Genomic DNA, 15,656 nt, shown 5'->3' on the forward strand with positions numbered 1-15,656 from the left:
CGGGCTCCGGTCAGTCGCGCGGACGAAGGTCGATGCACACCGAGTTGATGCAGTAGCGCAGGCCGGTCGGTGGCGGGCCGTCAGGGAACACATGCCCCAGGTGCGCGTCGCAACGGGCGCAGGTGACCTCGGTGCGGATCATGCCGTGGGATGTGTCGCGGATCTCGATCATCGCGCTGTCCTCGATCGGCGCGTAGAAGCTCGGCCAGCCGCAGCCGGCGTCGAACTTGGTCTGCGCATCGAACAGCGGCAGGCCGCAACAGATGCAGTGGTAGATGCCGTCGCGGCGCTCGCTGTTGTACTTGCCACTGAATGGCCGTTCGGTGCCCTTGAGGCGGCATACCTGGTACTGCTCGGGGTCGAGCATCGACCGCCATTCGTCCAGGGTTTTTTCAATCTTTTTCATGTAGGGACCTCGGCAGGCTGAATTTCACCCCGCACCGTCTTTTCCGGGGCGCGGGTGGCACGTATATTAGTTGGCTTCGTGTGCCAGGCGTTCAGTCTGGCACCCGCTTCCTGCCCTTTCAAACCTTTCGGCGGGGCGTAGCGCGTTTTCTCAATCGGGATCCCATCATGCAGTTCAGCAAATCGAACAAGCTCGCCAATGTCTGCTACGACATTCGCGGCCCAGTGCTCAAGCACGCCAAACGCCTGGAGGAGGAAGGCCACCGCATCCTCAAGCTGAACATCGGCAACCCGGCGCCGTTTGGCTTCGAGGCGCCTGATGAAATCCTTCAGGATGTGATCCGCAACCTGCCCACCGCACAGGGCTACAGCGACTCCAAGGGCCTGTTCAGTGCCCGCAAGGCGGTGATGCAGTACTGCCAGCAGAAAGAAATCGAAGGCGTCACCATCGAGGACATCTACCTGGGTAATGGTGTGTCCGAGCTGATCGTCATGTCGATGCAGGCGCTGCTCAACAACGGCGACGAAGTGCTGATCCCGGCCCCCGACTACCCGCTGTGGACTGCCGCCGTGAGCCTGGCCGGCGGCAAGCCGGTGCACTACCTGTGCGACGAGCAGGCCGACTGGTTCCCTGACCTTGAGGACATCAAGGCCAAGATCACCCCGAACACCAAGGCGCTGGTGATCATCAACCCGAACAACCCGACCGGCGCCGTCTACTCCAAAGAGCTGCTGCTGGGCATGCTGGAGCTGGCCCGCCAGCACAACCTGGTGGTGTTCTCCGACGAGATCTACGACAAGATCCTGTACGACGAAGCCGTGCACATCAGCACCGCCTCGCTGGCCCCGGACCTGCTGTGCCTGACCTTCAACGGCTTGTCCAAGTCGTACCGGGTGGCGGGCTTCCGCTCTGGCTGGCTGATCATCTCCGGGCCCAAGCACCACGCACTCAGCTACATCGAAGGCATCGACATGCTGGCCAACATGCGCCTGTGCGCCAACGTGCCGGCCCAGCATGCCATCCAGACCGCGCTGGGCGGCTACCAGAGCATCAACGACCTGGTGCTGCCACCGGGGCGCCTGCTGGAGCAGCGCAACCGCACCTACGAACTGCTCAACGACATCCCCGGCGTCAGCTGCGTGAAGCCGATGGGCGCGCTGTATGCGTTCCCGCGGATCGACCCGAAGGTTTGCCCGATCCTCAACGACGAGAAGTTCGCCCTTGACCTGCTGCTGTCGGAGAAGCTGCTGATCGTACAAGGAACGGCGTTCAACTGGCCGTGGCCGGACCACTTCCGCGTGGTGACCTTGCCGCGGGTGGATGACCTGGAAGCGGCAATTGGCCGGATCGGCAATTTCCTGAAGGGTTATTCGCAGTAGGGTTCGACGGGGGCGACGGGGGGGCGACGAGGGGTTCGACGAAAGATTGATGGTGGGGCGTAGATCGAGCGCCGCCCGCGCGGCGCATCGCGAGCAAGCTCGCTCCTACATTTGTTTCGGGCCAGTTACGCCTGTGACAGGCGCGCGCGACCGCCTGGCCCGTACCACACGATATCGCGTCATGCACCAAGGCGTTCGCGCGCAAATCCCACAGGCATAATTGGCCCGAAACAAATGTAGGAGCGAGCTTGCTCGCGATGCGCCGCGCGGGCGGCGCTCGATCTCACAGGCGCCACACCCCTTGCGGCAAACACACAGCGGCCTTGACGCAACCCCAAGCCGAATGTTTCTTACATCCTGCAACGCTCTATCCCATAGCCCCCACGCCATCCTCTGCCATACTCCGCCGTACACAGTTTGAAATAGTCCCCCGATTGAATCGGCGCGGCAGGCCCCTTATATACCCCGCAGTAAGCGACAATTCATCCGTCAGGAGAACGTAACAACCATGATGCGCATTCTGTTGTTTGTAGCCACCAACCTCGCGGTGGTGCTGGTTGCAAGCATTACCCTGAGCCTGTTCGGTTTCAACGGGTTCATGGCCGCCAACGGGGTCGACCTGAACCTCAGCAGCCTGCTGGTGTTCTGCGCCGTGTTCGGCTTTGCCGGCTCCCTCGTCTCGCTGTTCATTTCCAAGTGGATGGCGAAGATGACCACCGGCACCCAGATCATCAGCCAGCCGCGCACCCGCCACGAGCAGTGGCTGCTGCAAACGGTCGAAGAGCTGTCCCGCGAAGCGGGCATCAAAATGCCTGAGGTGGGTATCTTCCCGGCTTACGAGGCCAACGCCTTCGCCACCGGCTGGAACCGCAACGACGCGCTGGTCGCGGTGTCCCAGGGCCTGCTGGAGCGCTTCTCGCCCGATGAAGTGCGCGCGGTACTGGCCCACGAAATCGGCCACGTTGCCAACGGCGACATGGTCACCCTGGCGCTGGTGCAGGGCGTGGTGAACACCTTCGTGATGTTCTTTGCACGCATCATCGGCAACTTTGTGGACAAGGTCATCTTCAAGAACGAAGAGGGCCAAGGCATTGCCTACTATGTGGCGACCATCGTTGCCGAGCTGATCCTTGGCATCCTGGCCAGCATGATCGTGATGTGGTTCTCGCGCCGCCGCGAATTCCGCGCCGACGAAGCCGGTGCGCAGCTGGCCGGTACCGCAGCAATGATCGGCGCCCTGCAGCGCCTGCGCGTGGAACAAGGCCTGCCAGTGCACATGCCGGACACCATGAAGGCCTTCGGCATCAATGGCGGCCTCAAGCACGGCCTGGCCGGGTTGCTGATGAGCCACCCACCGCTGGAAGACCGCATCGAGGCCCTGCGTCAGCGCGGCTGATCCACCTGATAAAAACAAAGGGCGACTTCGGTCGCCCTTTTTTTATTCCCGGCCTTACGCAGCCTTCTGTGGGAGCGGGCGCGCCCGCTCCCACATGGGCCGGGTCAGCCTGCCATACCTGCTTATCGGCTGACCTGATACACCCGCTCCAACAAACTCGACGCCCCGGCCTGCACAAACTTCGGGCTGTCCTCAATCACATCCACAGCCTCCAGTTGCTCCACCTGCCACCCCGCAAAGCCCTGCCTCAGCTCTTCATCCCTGACCGAAAACGGCGGCCCGGCCAACAACGACTGGTCATACTCCAGCGTCACCACCAACCCACGGCAATTCGCCGGCAGCAAACCCGACAACAGCTGCATATACCGCGCACGCATCTGCACCGGCAGCGCAATCACCGCCGCCCGGTCATACAGCCCTACGCAGTCAGCCACATCCTCTGCCCGCAAGGCAAAGAAGTCGCCACACCACAGCTGCACATCTCCACTGCGCCAAACCTCAAATGCGCCCTGCTGCCGCACCTCGGCCTCAAGCCCGTGCTCACGGAAAAAATCCTCCACCGCCCGCCGCGACAGCTCCACACCCAATACGCGATGGCCCTGCCCTGCCAGCCAGGCCAAGTCCAGGCTTTTGCCGCACAACGGCACCAGCACGCGGCTGCCGGGCGCCAACTGCAACTGTGGCCAATACGTCTGCAGATAGGGGTTCACCTGCGCTTGGTGAAAGCCGATCTGGTTGTCGGCCCACCGCTGCTGCCAGAACGCTGGTTCCATGATCACTCCCGATTTTTAGATGATTTGTCGGTAAAACTTGGTTTGGATTTCGATCTGTAGTTAATCGATGATGGTTGCATCTTAACCTTCAGGACCCCGCCATGCTGCCCAGCCTGTTCATTTCCCATGGTTCCCCCATGCTTGCCCTGCAACCCGGCGCCAGCGGGCCGGCACTGTCCGGGTTGGCCAACGCGCTGCCCCGGCCGAAAGCGATCGTGGTGGTGTCGGCACACTGGGAAAGCCGCGAGCTGCTGGTCACCGGCAGCGCACAGCCCGAAACCTGGCATGACTTCTACGGCTTCCCACCAGCCCTGTATGCGGTGCAGTACCCGGCGCCGGGCGAGCCCGGGCTTGCTGGCCAGGTCAGTGAGCGGTTGAAGGCTGCGGGGTTACCCGCGCGGCTGGACATGCAACGCCCACTCGACCATGGCGCCTGGGTGCCGCTGTCGCTGATGTACCCGGATGCGCGCATTCCCGTGGTGCAGGTTTCCCTGCCCAGTCACATGGGGCCGGCGCTGCAGCTGAAGGTGGGCCAGGCACTGGCGGGGTTGCGTGCCGAGGATGTACTGCTAATAGGTTCGGGCAGCATTACCCACAACCTGGGTGAGCTGGACTGGCATGCAGGGCCAGATGTGATCGAGCCGTGGGCGCTGGCGTTCAGGGATTGGGTGGTAGACCGGCTGCAGGAGGATGACCAGGCGGCGTTGATGGATTACCGGCACCAGGCGCCGTTTGCGGTGCGTAACCATCCCAGTGATGAGCATTTGCTGCCGCTGTTCTTTGCCCTTGGGGCCGGGAGCAAGTTCGGCGTGGTGCATCAGGGGTTTACCCTGGGCGCGCTGGGGATGGACATCTATCGGTTCGACTGAAGGGCCTCTTCGCGGGCAAGCCCGCGAAAGGGCCGGTACAGGTAAAAAAAATCCCCGACCTAAGCCGGGGATTTTTTCGTTACGCCAGGATCAATCCTCGCGGTAGCGACGCAGCTTCAGCTGCTTGCCAGCCACGCGAGTGTCCTTGAGCTTGGACAGCAGCTTCTCGAGGCCGTCTTCCGGCAGCTCGACCAAGCTGAAGCTGTCGCGCACCTGGATGCGGCCGATAGCGTCACGCGCCAGGCCACCTTCGTTGAGGATCGCCCCCAGCAGATTCTTGGCAGCGATGCCATCACGGGCACCCAAGGCGGTACGGCAACGCACGCGGCCTTCGGCCAACGGCAACGGTGCACGGCGCTCACGGTCACCACGATCAGGACGCTCGCCACGCTCACCGCGCTCGGTACGCTCACCACGCGGGGCGAAGCTCGGCACCAGCGGCTGCTCACGCTCTACCGCCGCCAGGTCCAGCGCCTGGCCATTGGTGGCCTTGCGCAGCAGGGCCGAAGCCAGGGCACGCGAGCTGCAACCCAGGTCGGTGGTCAGGCGGTCGAACAGCTCGCCGTGGGTGGCTTCTGCTTCGGCTACCAGCGGCGCCAGGCTCGAGGTCAGCTTCTTGATGCGGGCATCCAGCACGGCCTGGGCATTCGGCAGGCGCGCTTCGGCAACCTTCTGCCCGGTAACACGCTCGATCACCTGCAGCATGCGGCGCTCACGCGGGGTAACCAGCAACAGTGCACGGCCATCGCGACCGGCACGGCCAGTACGGCCGATACGGTGTACGTAGGACTCCGGGTCGTACGGCATGTCAACGTTGAACACGTGAGTGATGCGCGGTACGTCCAGGCCTCGGGCAGCGACGTCGGTGGCGACGACGATGTCCAGGCGGCCATCCTTGAGCGAGTCAATCACGCGCTCACGCTGGTTCTGAGCGATATCGCCGTTCAGTGCAGCAGCCTTGTAGCCTTTGGCTTCCAGCGCGGCGGCCAGGTCCAGGGTGGCTTGCTTGGTACGCACGAAGGCGATCAGCGCGTCGAACTCTTCCACTTCCAGCAGACGCAGCACAGCCGGGATCTTCTGGTCCGCGTGGACCATCAGGTGGGCCTGCTCGATCGCGGTAACGGTCTGGGTCTTGGTCTGGATCTTGACGTGCTTGGGTTCACGCAGGTGACGCTCGGCGATCGAACGGATCGACGACGGCAGGGTTGCGGAGAACAGTACGGTCTGACGGGTAGCCGGGATTGCGTCGAAGATCACTTCGAGGTCGTCCATGAAGCCCAGCTTCAGCATCTCGTCGGCTTCGTCCAGTACCAGGTACTGTACGGTCGACAAGACTTTTTCGTCACGACGCAGGTGGTCGCACAGACGGCCCGGGGTGGCCACGACGATTTGCGCGCCGTTGCGGATCGCACGCAGCTGTGGGCCCATCGGGGCACCACCGTAGACGGCGACAACGTTCACGCCCGGCATCTGCTTGGCGTAGGTTTCGAAAGCGGTAGCAACTTGCAGCGCCAACTCACGGGTTGGCGCCAGGATCAGGGCTTGCGGTTCGCGCTTGCTCACATCGATCTTGTTCAGGATCGGCAGGGCGAAGGCAGCGGTTTTGCCGGTGCCAGTCTGCGCCTGGCCGATCATGTCGTGACCGGCGAGGATGATCGGGATCGATTGTTGCTGAATGGCGGACGGCTCTTCGTAGCCGGTAGCCACAACGGCAGCAACAATGTTCGGGTTAAGATCGAGAGCGGCGAAGCCGCCGGTTTCCTGGGTCATGGGTCTGCCTCTAGGTGCATCCGCAAAGACCCATGCTCCAAAGCTGCACATGCCTTGAAAGACCGTCAGGTCACCCAGGCAGCTTTGGCGGCGGGGATTTGCGAAAACGATTGAAAAAGAAAACTTGGGAAGGTCCGCCTAGCGGACGCGCAGCCGAAGCTGGACTCGGAGGATTTGCACCACCTGATTTTGAGGTCCGCTAAAAGACCGGCGCGTACTATACCTGAAATAGTCGCGTACGTGAGGAAAATTTTCATGGAGGCAGGGCCAGTATCGGGCCATCGCGCACGACAGGCTGAATCGATAATCCCCTGACGCCTTACGCGCTCAGTGTCGGAGCGGTTGAGCCTTTCAGGTAGCCGGCCGAATCTCGCGGATCAGCCCCTCGAGGCTGTACCCCAAACGCGGCGCCAGCGCCTCGGCCCGGGCTCTCAAACCGTCCAGGTCCAGCGACTGCTCCAGGTCTGCCGGCACCAGCAGAATCACATTGCCCTCCTTCACAGGCAGTTCCCAGTAATGCCGGTGGTACAACCCGCGCAGCAACGCCGCGCCCAGCGGCCTGCCATCATCGGTGGCCCACTGGTTGATCACCAGCCAGCCGCCCGGGTTCAGGTGCTGCTGGCAGTTCTCCAGAAAATTCCACGCCAGGTGCCCGACCCCAGGACCATGGTCGGTGTACAAGTCAACGAACAGCAGGTCGGCCTTTTCTGCCGTGGGCAGCAGCTCCAGGGCATCGCCGATGCGCACATACAGCCGCGGGTCGTCGTCCAGGCCCAGGTAATCCATGGCCAGGCGCGGTACATCCGGGCGCAGCTCGATGGCCTCGATGTCTTCCAGCGGCAGGAACTTCATGCAGGCCTGGGTCAGCGTGCCGGCGCCGAGGCCTAGAAACAGTGCGCTCTCCGGCGATTCGTGGCACAGCGCCCCCACCAGCATGGCGCGGGTGTAGTCGTACTCCAGCCAGCTGGGGTCGGCGGTGAACACACAGCTTTGCTCGATCGCATCGCCGAATTCCAGAAAGCGGTAGTCGTCTACTTCGTACACGCTGATGACGCCAAACGCATCTTCCACCCGTGCCAGCAGCCGCTCTTGCCGTTCCGCCGTCATGTCCACCACCCGCCTGCGCAAAAACGCGCATTGTCCGCCAACACCCTTGATGCAACAAGCGCAGCGCCAACTGTTACCATGGCCCATAGCCTACAACCGACAAGACCGAGCCCAAGATGAACCAACCGTGGAGCCCCGACAGCTGGCGTGCCCTGCCGATCCAGCAGCAACCGACCTACCCCGATGCCGCGCACCTGCTGAAGGTTGAACAGACCCTGGCCAGCTACCCGCCGCTGGTGTTCGCGGGTGAGGCGCGCGAGCTGCGCCGGCAGTTCGCCGAGGTCACCGAAGGCCGTGCCTTTCTGCTTCAGGGCGGTGATTGCGCCGAGAGCTTCGCCGAGTTCTCGGCTGCAAAAATCCGCGACACCTTCAAGGTGTTGCTGCAAATGGCCATTGTCATGACCTTTGCCGCCGGCTGCCCGGTGGTGAAAGTGGGGCGTATGGCCGGTCAGTTCGCCAAACCGCGCTCATCTGGCGATGAAACCATCGGCGACGTCACCCTCCCCGCCTACCGTGGCGACATCGTCAACGGCATCGGTTTCGACGCCAAAAGCCGCATTCCGGACCCGGAGCGGCTACTGCAGGCCTACCACCAGGCCACCGCCAGCCTCAACCTGCTGCGAGCGTTCGCCCAGGGCGGGTTTGCCGACCTGCATCAGGTGCACAAGTGGAACCTGGACTTCATCGCCAACTCGGCGCTGGCCGACAAGTACCACCAGTTGGCCAATCGCATCGATGAAACCCTGGCGTTCATGCGTGCCTGTGGCCTGGACAGTGCGCCGCAACTGCGCGAAACAAGCTTCTTCACGGCCCACGAAGCGCTGCTGCTGAACTATGAAGAAGCCTTCGTGCGCCAGGACAGCCTGACCGGCGACTACTATGACTGCTCGGCGCACATGCTGTGGATCGGCGACCGCACCCGCCAGCTCGATGGGGCCCATGTGGAGTTCCTGCGTGGCGTGCACAACCCGATCGGGGTCAAGGTTGGCCCGAGCATGAACCCCGAAGAGCTGATCCGCCTGATCGACACGCTCAACCCGGCGAACGACCCGGGGCGTTTGAACCTGATCGTGCGCATGGGCGCGGGCAAGGTTGGCGACCACTTGCCGGGGCTGATCCGCACTGTCGAGCGCGAGGGGCGCAAGGTGCTGTGGAGTTCCGATCCTATGCACGGCAACACCATCAAGGCCAGCAGCGGTTACAAGACCCGCGATTTTGCGCAGATTCTGGATGAGGTGAAGCAGTTCTTCCAGGTACACCAGGCCGAGGGCAGCCACGCCGGCGGTATCCATATCGAGATGACTGGGCAGAACGTCACCGAATGCATCGGTGGTGCCCGGCCGATCACCGAGGATGCGTTGTCTGACCGGTATCACACCCATTGTGATCCGCGGATGAATGCCGATCAGTCGCTGGAGTTGGCGTTCCTGATTGCCGAAACCCTCAAGCAGGTACGGCGCTGAGGCTGGGGCGCATGCCTTGAGTTTTGTAGCGCCTGGGAGATTGAGCGCCGCCCGCGCGGCGCATCGCGAGCAAAGCTCGCTCCTACATCTGTTTCGGGCCAATTTTTCCTGTGGCATTGTGCGCGAACGCCTTGGCGTATGGCGCGACATCACGTCGAACTAACAAGGCGGTCGCGCGCGCCTGTCACAGGCGTAACTGGCCCGAAACAGATGTAGGAGCGAGCTTTGCTCGCGATGCGCCGCGCGGGCGGCGCTCGATCTCCCGGACGCTGAAAAGCTGAAGCCAGGCGCTTGGACCCAACTCACTTCCTCAATGGATCATCCCAGAAATGCCGCTCGGCCTCTTGCTGGATATCCGCCCGGCTCAACCCAAGGTCGCGCAAGGTTGCATCACTGAGGCTGGCCAGTTCCTGACGCTGACGGTACAGCTCCAGCCAACGCGCCGGACGCTGCAAAGCAGCATGCCACAGGTAGCTCAGGGAAAAGGCAGGTTGCTGGATGCTGCTGACATGACCTTTCATCGTGAAGCCCTCCGTGTTGATGGCCTCAGTCTCACGCCAGGCTTAAGATCAATCCAACGAATGTTTCTGATGCGATGCATCTCGGAGATTGATGCAATGTCCCAGTACCAGAGCCTCGACGCGGACGTCCTGCGCACCTTCGTCGCCATTGCCGAGCAAGGCGGCTTTACCCGCGCTGGCGAAGTGGTCAACCGCACCCAGTCAGCGGTCAGCATGCAGATGAAACGCCTGGAAGAAGACATTCTGCAGCGCCAGCTATTCGAACGTGATGGCCGTCAGGTGCGGCTGACCGCCGAAGGTCAAGTACTGCTGGGGTATGCCCGGCGCATTCTCAAGTTGCATGGCGAGGTGTTCAACACCCTGCGCATGCCGCACATGGTGGGGCTGGTGCGCATCGGCACACCGGACGACTACGCCATGCGCTTCCTACCGACCATCCTGTCGAGCTTTGCCCAGGCCTACCCACTGGTGCAGGTGGAAGTGCATTGCGATTCGTCCAAGCAGTTGATGCTGCGCCAGGATCTGGACCTGACCATCGTCACCCGCGAGCCCGGTAACGAGATTGGCCAGTTGCTGCGCCAGGAACGCCTGGTGTGGGCCGCGGCAGAAGGCTTTTGCCCACACGAACAGCGGCCGATGCCGGTGGCGTTGTTCAACACCGACTGCTTCTGTCGCGCCTGGACCTGCAATGCGCTGGAGGCACAGGGCATCGATTACCGTATTGCCTACACCAGCCCAAGCCTGGCGGCGATCTTTGCCATCGTCACCGCCGGGCTGGCAGTGACCGCGCAGCTGCAGAGCCTGATCGGGGGCAACATCCGCATTCTGGGTGAGAGCGAAGGGCTGCCGCAGTTGCCCATGGCCAATGTAATGCTGGTGCGCAGTACGCAGACCCCCTCGCCAATCACCGACTGCATGGCCGACTACATCGTTGAGGGTTTCAAGTGATCTGGGGCCGAAAATCGGCCCCAAAATCTCAAAGCTCAAACGCCAGCATCACCGCACAGACCACCAGAAACACACAGAACATCGCCCGCAATACCTTCTCCGGCAACGCGTGGGCCAGCTTCACGCCCCAACTGATGCTGAGCAAGCCCCCCACCGCCAGGGGAATCCCCACCCCCCAGTCAACACTATGGTGCACGCCATAGGTCACCAGCGTGACCAAGGTACTCGGCGCCGCCAGCGCCAGTGACAGCCCCTGCGCCACCACCTGAGTAGCGCCGAACACACTGGTCAGGATCGGCGTGGCCACCACGGCCCCACCCACCCCGAACAAGCCGCCCATGGTGCCGGCAAAGCTGCCCAGCACACCCAGCCACGGCCAGGCATGACGCAGCTCGGCACTCGGCGGCGACACCTTCATGAACATCCGCACCACGTTCCACACCGCCAACGCTACCAGGAAGCCGACAAAACCCAGGCGCATGGAATGCGCATCAAGCCCCACCGCCCAGATCGACCCCAGCCAGGCGAACAAGAAGCTGCACGCCGACAGCGGCAACGCATGGCGCAACGCGATGCGGTTGCGCTGGTGATACCGCCACAGCGCCAGCAGCACGTTCGGCACCACCATCACCAACGCGGTCCCCTGCGCCAACTGCTGGTCCAGGCCGAAGAGCACGCCCAGCGCCGGAATCGCAATCAGCCCGCCACCAATGCCAAACAAGCCCCCCATGGTGCCCAGGGCAGCGCCCAGCACGATATACAACAACCACTCGATCATCAGGGCCTCGTCCGCCAGTACCAATAATGCGAGCATGCTAACGATTGTGCGCTGGCGGGGAAACGCACAGCAGCGCACAATGGCTGTGCGTTTTTCGCAAAAGCAAGGCAGCCATGAGCCCCGATACCCTGACCGACCAATTGAGCCTGTTCCTCGATGTGCTGGAAACCGGCAGCTTTTCTGCCGCCGCCCGTCGCCACCCGCTGACCCCGTCTGCGGTAGCACGGCGCATCGACAACCTGGAAAGCGCCGTCGGCAGCCGCCTGTTCACCCGCAGCACCCACGCAGTGCGGGCCACGCCTGCAGGCAACGCCTTTGCCGAGCGGGCCAGGCGCATCATCGAGGAGTTGCGCCTGGCCCGGGCTGAAGCGGTGTCACTGAGCAATGCCCCGGAAGGCCTTATCCGCATCGACGCCCCTGCCGCGTTTGGTCGCCGCCACCTGGCCCCGGCCATTGCCGACTTCCTGGTGGCCTACCCGGGACTGGACGTGCAACTGCGGTTGATCGACAGCTTTGTCGACCTGCAGGGCAGCCACCTGGGCGAGGTCGACCTGGTGCTGCGCGCCGGCCCCTTGGCCGACACCCGCCTGGTCGCCACGCCGCTCGCCTACATGGTGCGCATCGCCTGCGCCAGCCCCGCCTACCTGGCCAGCCGCGGCATCCCCACCTGCCCCAGCGAACTGCCCGGGCATGACGGGCTGGACTGGGATGGCCTGGCGCCGCCGTTCGCCTGGCGCTTCAGTGTGGCCGGGCAAACCCGCCTGTACCGCCCCGCGCGCATGCGCATGGCCGCCAACAACGCCGAAACCCTGCTGTTCGGCGCCCTCGCCGGCCTGGGTATAGCCCACCTTCCCACTTGGCTGATCAGTGAATACCTGCTGCGCGGCGAGCTGATCCCGTTGTTCTGCGACGGCGGCTTGCCTGAAGCTGAGACCAGCGGCATTTACGCGCTACGCCTGGCACATGAAACGAACTCTCGCAGCCGTTTGCTGCTCGAATTCCTCAAGAGCCGCTTCAGCCCGATTCCACCCTGGGACCTGGCCTTGCGCAGTGAATTGCGCGATTAATTCGCGCACTGATGATCAGCGTGCCAGAATTTTCCATTGATGACTTTCAAGGACCTGCATGAACGCCGACACCCAAGCCTCCTGTGACGAGCTGCTGCTGGACAACCAGGTCTGTTTCGCCCTGCACTCCACCTCGTTGCTGATGACCAAGGTCTACAAGCCACTGCTGCAGGCGCTGGGCCTGACCTACCCGCAATACCTTGCCATGCTCGTACTCTGGGAGCGTGACGGCCTGACCGTGGGCGAAATCAGCCAGCACCTGCTGACCGACCCGGGCTCGCTGACCCCGCTGCTCAAGCGCCTGGAAAGCGAAGGCCTGTTGCAGCGTAACCGCAGCCGCGAAGATGAACGGGTAGTGATGGTACAGCTGACCGACAAAGGCCGCGCCCTGCAACAGCAGGCCAAAGAGGTGCCGCCGTGCATTCTCAAGGCCAGCGGGCGGAGCCTTGAGCAGTTGCAGCAACTGCAAGCCGACCTGCTGAACCTGCGCGAAAACCTGCAGAAAAACCTCTGAGCGCTATGCTGTGAAATGGCCGTTCCGATGAACGGCGATGATTTATCTTGCGCACTAACTAATTGCGCGCTAATTTAAATTCCACACCAACCCCCGCCCTCCTGCAAACGGGAGCGCACAGCACATTAGTGAGGCTCAAGATGCAAAAGGTCACTCCGCTGTACATCGCAGAAGCAACCTCCACCGGTGGGCGCGACGGCAAATCCCGCTCCAGCGACGGCAAGCTGGAAGTCAAGCTCAGCACCCCCAAAGAGCTGGGCGGCGCGGGCGGTGATGGCACCAACCCCGAGCAGATGTTCGCCGCCGGTTACTCGGCCTGCTTCATCGGCGCCTTGAAATTCGTGGCCGGGCAAGAGAAGAAAGCCCTGCCGGCAGATACCTCGATCACCGCCAAGGTGGGCATCGGCCAGATCCCGGGCGGTTTCGGCCTGGACATCGACCTGCACATCAACCTGCCGGGCCTGCCCCAGGCCGATGCCGAAGGGCTGGTGGAAAAGGCGCACCAGGTGTGCCCGTACTCCAATGCCACACGCGGTAATGTGGATGTGCGCCTGCACGTAACCGTGTAAGGCGCAAAGGCTTGCGCGATCCCCTGTAGGAGCGGGTTTACCCGCGAAGAAAACACCGCGGTGGATGGCACGGGCTTCGCCCGTGTTCGCGGGCAAGCCCGCTCCCACACGGATCTGCGCCAGCTTTTAGAAATTGAGCATGACAGTTGCACCCACAAAAGCACGAGCACACAGGCATAAAAAAACCCGGCTTGCGCCGGGTTTTTTGCGTCTCGCAAGAAGTTTTACTTCTTGGAACGGCCTTTGAAGCTGTTGTCGCGAGTGTCGATGTCGATCCACTCGTCGATCTGGATGAAGTCGGCAACCGAGATCTCGGTACCGTTCGCCAGCTTGGCAGGCTTCATGACTTTGCCGGAGGTGTCACCGCGAGCAGCGTTCTCGGTGTAGACAACTTTACGGCTGATGGTGGTCGGCAGCTCAACCGACACCAGACGGCCTTCGAAGAACACGGCTTCGCAGACGTCTTCCATGCCTTCTTCGATGTACGGCAGAACGGCTTCGATGTCCTCGGCGTTCAGCTCGTACATGGTGTAGTCGGTGGTGTCCATGAAGGTGTACTCGTCACCATTGATGAACGACAGGGTCGCTTCTTTGCGATCCAGGATCACGTCGTCCAGCTTGTCGTCCGCACCGTATACGGTTTCGGTCTTGTAGCCGGTCAGCAGGTTCTTCAGCTTGGTCTTCATGATCGCGCTGTTACGGCCCGACTTGGTGAACTCAGCTTTTTGAACCAGCCACGGGTCGTTGTCGATCCGCAGGACGGTACCGGGTTTCAGTTCTTTACCAGTTTTCATTACGAAGTATCCGAATCTGGATGGATTTATAAAAATCGAGGCCGCGTATCATAGCGAATTTCGGTAAAAGTGTACTAGCGCTGTGGCAAGGTCCGGCTGAGCGGCCTGTCGCGCCCCCCAAAGGCGAGCATGCTGCTGCAGTTCCGGCCAATGCTGGCGGGCCGCCCGCCAGGCCTGGCCCATGTCGAAATCCATGTTCCAGGCACGCCACAGGCCCAACAGGGCTGCATCGGCATCGTCTGACAGGCCGCAGCGATAATGCGCGAGGAAAGCTTCGAGCTTTTCCCAATGGGCATTCTCGTCCTGCACATAGATGTGCCACAGCATCGGCTGCCCCGCCCACTGCGCACGCACGAACGAGTCTTCGCCACGCACGGCATTGAAATCACAGCTCCATAACAGCCGGTCGAAGTCGTCCTGGCTGACGAAAGGCAGCACCTGAACGGTCAGCGCACCGCGGGTGCGCACATCACCCACGTGCAGCGGCCCCTCGCCCAACCACTGGCTGAGCCCCGCGACGACGCGCCCTTGCGGGACCAACAGGTGGCAAGGCTGGTCAGCCGTGGCCAGGGCATCAAGCCAGTTGCCCAGCTGCGGGTTTTCATAGGCAAATAGCGAGATCAGCAGCGCACCCGGCACAAGGTCTACACCAAGCCCCTGCAAAAAGGCACGGCGCGCCTCCGCCGACTGCTGGAACGCGTCACGCCGGGCCAGCAGCGAACCCTCGCGCAGCAAACCACCCGTTTTGTCGGTAAAGCCCGGGAAGAAAAATACCTTGCGCAAACCGTTGGGCTGCGGCGAAGGCAAACCATGGCAACCCTCCACCCAGTCCTCGGCACTCAGGTACTCGAGGTTGAGCCAGAGCGGCGGCTGCGGGCGGGCACGCATGGCCTCGACATAGGCTGCGGGCAACTGGCAGGCGAATGCGCCGATCACCACATCGGCCGGCGCCACCGGCAACCACGCTGCCGGCCAGTGGCGTACATCCACACCGTGCTGCCACTGTTGCGCCGCCGTGGCATCGGCGCCAGGGCACATGGGCGTGAAAGCGTTGAGGTCATCCACCCACAGGCGCACCGCCAGGCCGTGCTCGGCCACCAACTGCCGGGCCAGGCGCCAGGTCACGCCGATATCGCCGTAGTTGTCGACGACGCTGCAGAAGATGTCCCAGGTGGCTTTCATGCGCCCCTCCCGTGCTGGTGCAAAAACCGCGAATTCTGCGCATAAATTGGCGCTGACAAAAGCACCTGCGCAGAAAAATGCCCAAGCGCATGCGACAATGCCCCCCTACCACGCTGCCAG

15 protein-coding genes and 1 pseudogene are annotated in these 15,656 nt (G+C 62.6%); 8 read left to right on the plus strand and 8 right to left on the minus strand.

Going from position 1 to position 15,656, the window contains the following annotated elements; genetic code table 11:
* Positions 1 to 10 precede the first annotated feature (10 nt).
* Positions 11 to 406: a peptide-methionine (R)-S-oxide reductase MsrB gene (gene msrB, locus ACF8FB_RS20385; protein WP_010952901.1), complete on the minus strand. Its 396-nt coding sequence runs from the start codon at positions 404 to 406 to the stop codon at positions 11 to 13.
* Between the two features lie 167 nt (positions 407 to 573).
* Between msrB and ACF8FB_RS20390 the strand changes: the two genes are divergently transcribed.
* Together ACF8FB_RS20390 and htpX are read left to right on the plus strand one after the other, a co-directional pair.
* Positions 574 to 1,785, plus strand: a complete 1,212-nt coding sequence (locus tag ACF8FB_RS20390) for a pyridoxal phosphate-dependent aminotransferase (protein WP_004575940.1) — start codon at positions 574 to 576, stop codon at positions 1,783 to 1,785.
* Positions 1,786 to 2,293: 508 nt separating this feature from the next.
* On the plus strand, positions 2,294 to 3,181 hold the full coding sequence (gene htpX / locus ACF8FB_RS20395; protein WP_010952899.1) for a protease HtpX: 888 nt from the start codon (positions 2,294 to 2,296) through the stop codon (positions 3,179 to 3,181).
* Positions 3,182 to 3,303: 122 nt separating this feature from the next.
* On the opposite strand, the gene ACF8FB_RS20400 is transcribed toward htpX, so the two are convergent.
* On the minus strand, positions 3,304 to 3,954 hold the full coding sequence (locus ACF8FB_RS20400; RefSeq protein ID WP_010952898.1) for a thiopurine S-methyltransferase: 651 nt from the start codon (positions 3,952 to 3,954) through the stop codon (positions 3,304 to 3,306).
* A 101-nt stretch (positions 3,955 to 4,055) separates the two neighbouring features.
* Between ACF8FB_RS20400 and ACF8FB_RS20405 the strand changes: the two genes are divergently transcribed.
* The gene (locus ACF8FB_RS20405) at positions 4,056 to 4,823 is read left to right on the plus strand and encodes a DODA-type extradiol aromatic ring-opening family dioxygenase (protein ID WP_392511774.1); all 768 of its coding nucleotides are present in this window, start codon (positions 4,056 to 4,058) and stop codon (positions 4,821 to 4,823) included.
* Between the two features lie 90 nt (positions 4,824 to 4,913).
* Here ACF8FB_RS20405 and ACF8FB_RS20410 read toward each other — a convergent pair.
* Together ACF8FB_RS20410 and ACF8FB_RS20415 are read right to left on the minus strand one after the other, a co-directional pair.
* Positions 4,914 to 6,627: pseudogene (locus tag ACF8FB_RS20410) on the minus strand (DEAD/DEAH box helicase).
* A 317-nt stretch (positions 6,628 to 6,944) separates the two neighbouring features.
* Positions 6,945 to 7,700, minus strand: coding sequence for a spermidine synthase (locus ACF8FB_RS20415; protein ID WP_004575936.1), 756 nt, complete (start codon positions 7,698 to 7,700; stop codon positions 6,945 to 6,947).
* Between the two features lie 116 nt (positions 7,701 to 7,816).
* Here ACF8FB_RS20415 and ACF8FB_RS20420 point away from each other — a divergent pair, with 116 nt between their 5' ends.
* The gene (locus ACF8FB_RS20420; RefSeq protein ID WP_010952895.1) at positions 7,817 to 9,163 is read left to right on the plus strand and encodes a class II 3-deoxy-7-phosphoheptulonate synthase; all 1,347 of its coding nucleotides are present in this window, start codon (positions 7,817 to 7,819) and stop codon (positions 9,161 to 9,163) included.
* A gap of 302 nt (positions 9,164 to 9,465) precedes the next feature.
* On the opposite strand, the gene ACF8FB_RS20425 is transcribed toward ACF8FB_RS20420, so the two are convergent.
* Positions 9,466 to 9,684 carry a DUF1127 domain-containing protein gene (locus tag ACF8FB_RS20425; RefSeq protein ID WP_014591954.1) on the minus strand — a complete coding sequence of 73 codons (219 nt, stop codon included), beginning with the start codon at positions 9,682 to 9,684 and terminating at the stop codon, positions 9,466 to 9,468.
* A 96-nt stretch (positions 9,685 to 9,780) separates the two neighbouring features.
* Here ACF8FB_RS20425 and ACF8FB_RS20430 point away from each other — a divergent pair, with 96 nt between their 5' ends.
* Positions 9,781 to 10,632: a LysR substrate-binding domain-containing protein gene (locus ACF8FB_RS20430; protein ID WP_003252879.1), complete on the plus strand. Its 852-nt coding sequence runs from the start codon at positions 9,781 to 9,783 to the stop codon at positions 10,630 to 10,632.
* A gap of 28 nt (positions 10,633 to 10,660) precedes the next feature.
* Here ACF8FB_RS20430 and ACF8FB_RS20435 read toward each other — a convergent pair whose 3' ends face one another.
* Positions 10,661 to 11,410: a sulfite exporter TauE/SafE family protein gene (locus ACF8FB_RS20435; protein WP_350298811.1), complete on the minus strand. Its 750-nt coding sequence runs from the start codon at positions 11,408 to 11,410 to the stop codon at positions 10,661 to 10,663.
* 113 nt (positions 11,411 to 11,523) lie between these two features.
* Here ACF8FB_RS20435 and ACF8FB_RS20440 point away from each other — a divergent pair, with 113 nt between their 5' ends.
* From ACF8FB_RS20440 to ACF8FB_RS20450, 3 genes are all read left to right on the plus strand, one after another.
* Complete coding sequence (locus ACF8FB_RS20440; RefSeq protein ID WP_010952891.1) at positions 11,524 to 12,477, plus strand: LysR family transcriptional regulator; 954 nt, start codon at positions 11,524 to 11,526, stop codon at positions 12,475 to 12,477.
* 58 nt (positions 12,478 to 12,535) lie between these two features.
* Positions 12,536 to 12,991: a MarR family winged helix-turn-helix transcriptional regulator gene (locus tag ACF8FB_RS20445; RefSeq protein ID WP_010952890.1), complete on the plus strand. Its 456-nt coding sequence runs from the start codon at positions 12,536 to 12,538 to the stop codon at positions 12,989 to 12,991.
* A gap of 140 nt (positions 12,992 to 13,131) precedes the next feature.
* Entirely contained in the window at positions 13,132 to 13,560 is a 429-nt protein-coding gene (locus tag ACF8FB_RS20450) for an organic hydroperoxide resistance protein (protein ID WP_010952889.1), read from the plus strand.
* A gap of 224 nt (positions 13,561 to 13,784) precedes the next feature.
* Here the strand turns inward: ACF8FB_RS20450 and efp are convergent, their stop codons facing one another.
* Together efp and earP are read right to left on the minus strand one after the other, a co-directional pair.
* Positions 13,785 to 14,354: an elongation factor P gene (efp, locus tag ACF8FB_RS20455; protein ID WP_003252871.1), complete on the minus strand. Its 570-nt coding sequence runs from the start codon at positions 14,352 to 14,354 to the stop codon at positions 13,785 to 13,787.
* A 48-nt stretch (positions 14,355 to 14,402) separates the two neighbouring features.
* The gene (gene earP, locus ACF8FB_RS20460) at positions 14,403 to 15,536 is read right to left on the minus strand and encodes an elongation factor P maturation arginine rhamnosyltransferase EarP (RefSeq protein WP_129933937.1); all 1,134 of its coding nucleotides are present in this window, start codon (positions 15,534 to 15,536) and stop codon (positions 14,403 to 14,405) included.
* Positions 15,537 to 15,656 lie beyond the last annotated feature (120 nt).

This window comes from Pseudomonas sp. yb_2, from assembly GCF_043103905.1.
Taxonomy (GTDB): Bacteria; Pseudomonadota; Gammaproteobacteria; order Pseudomonadales; family Pseudomonadaceae; genus Aquipseudomonas; species Aquipseudomonas alloputida.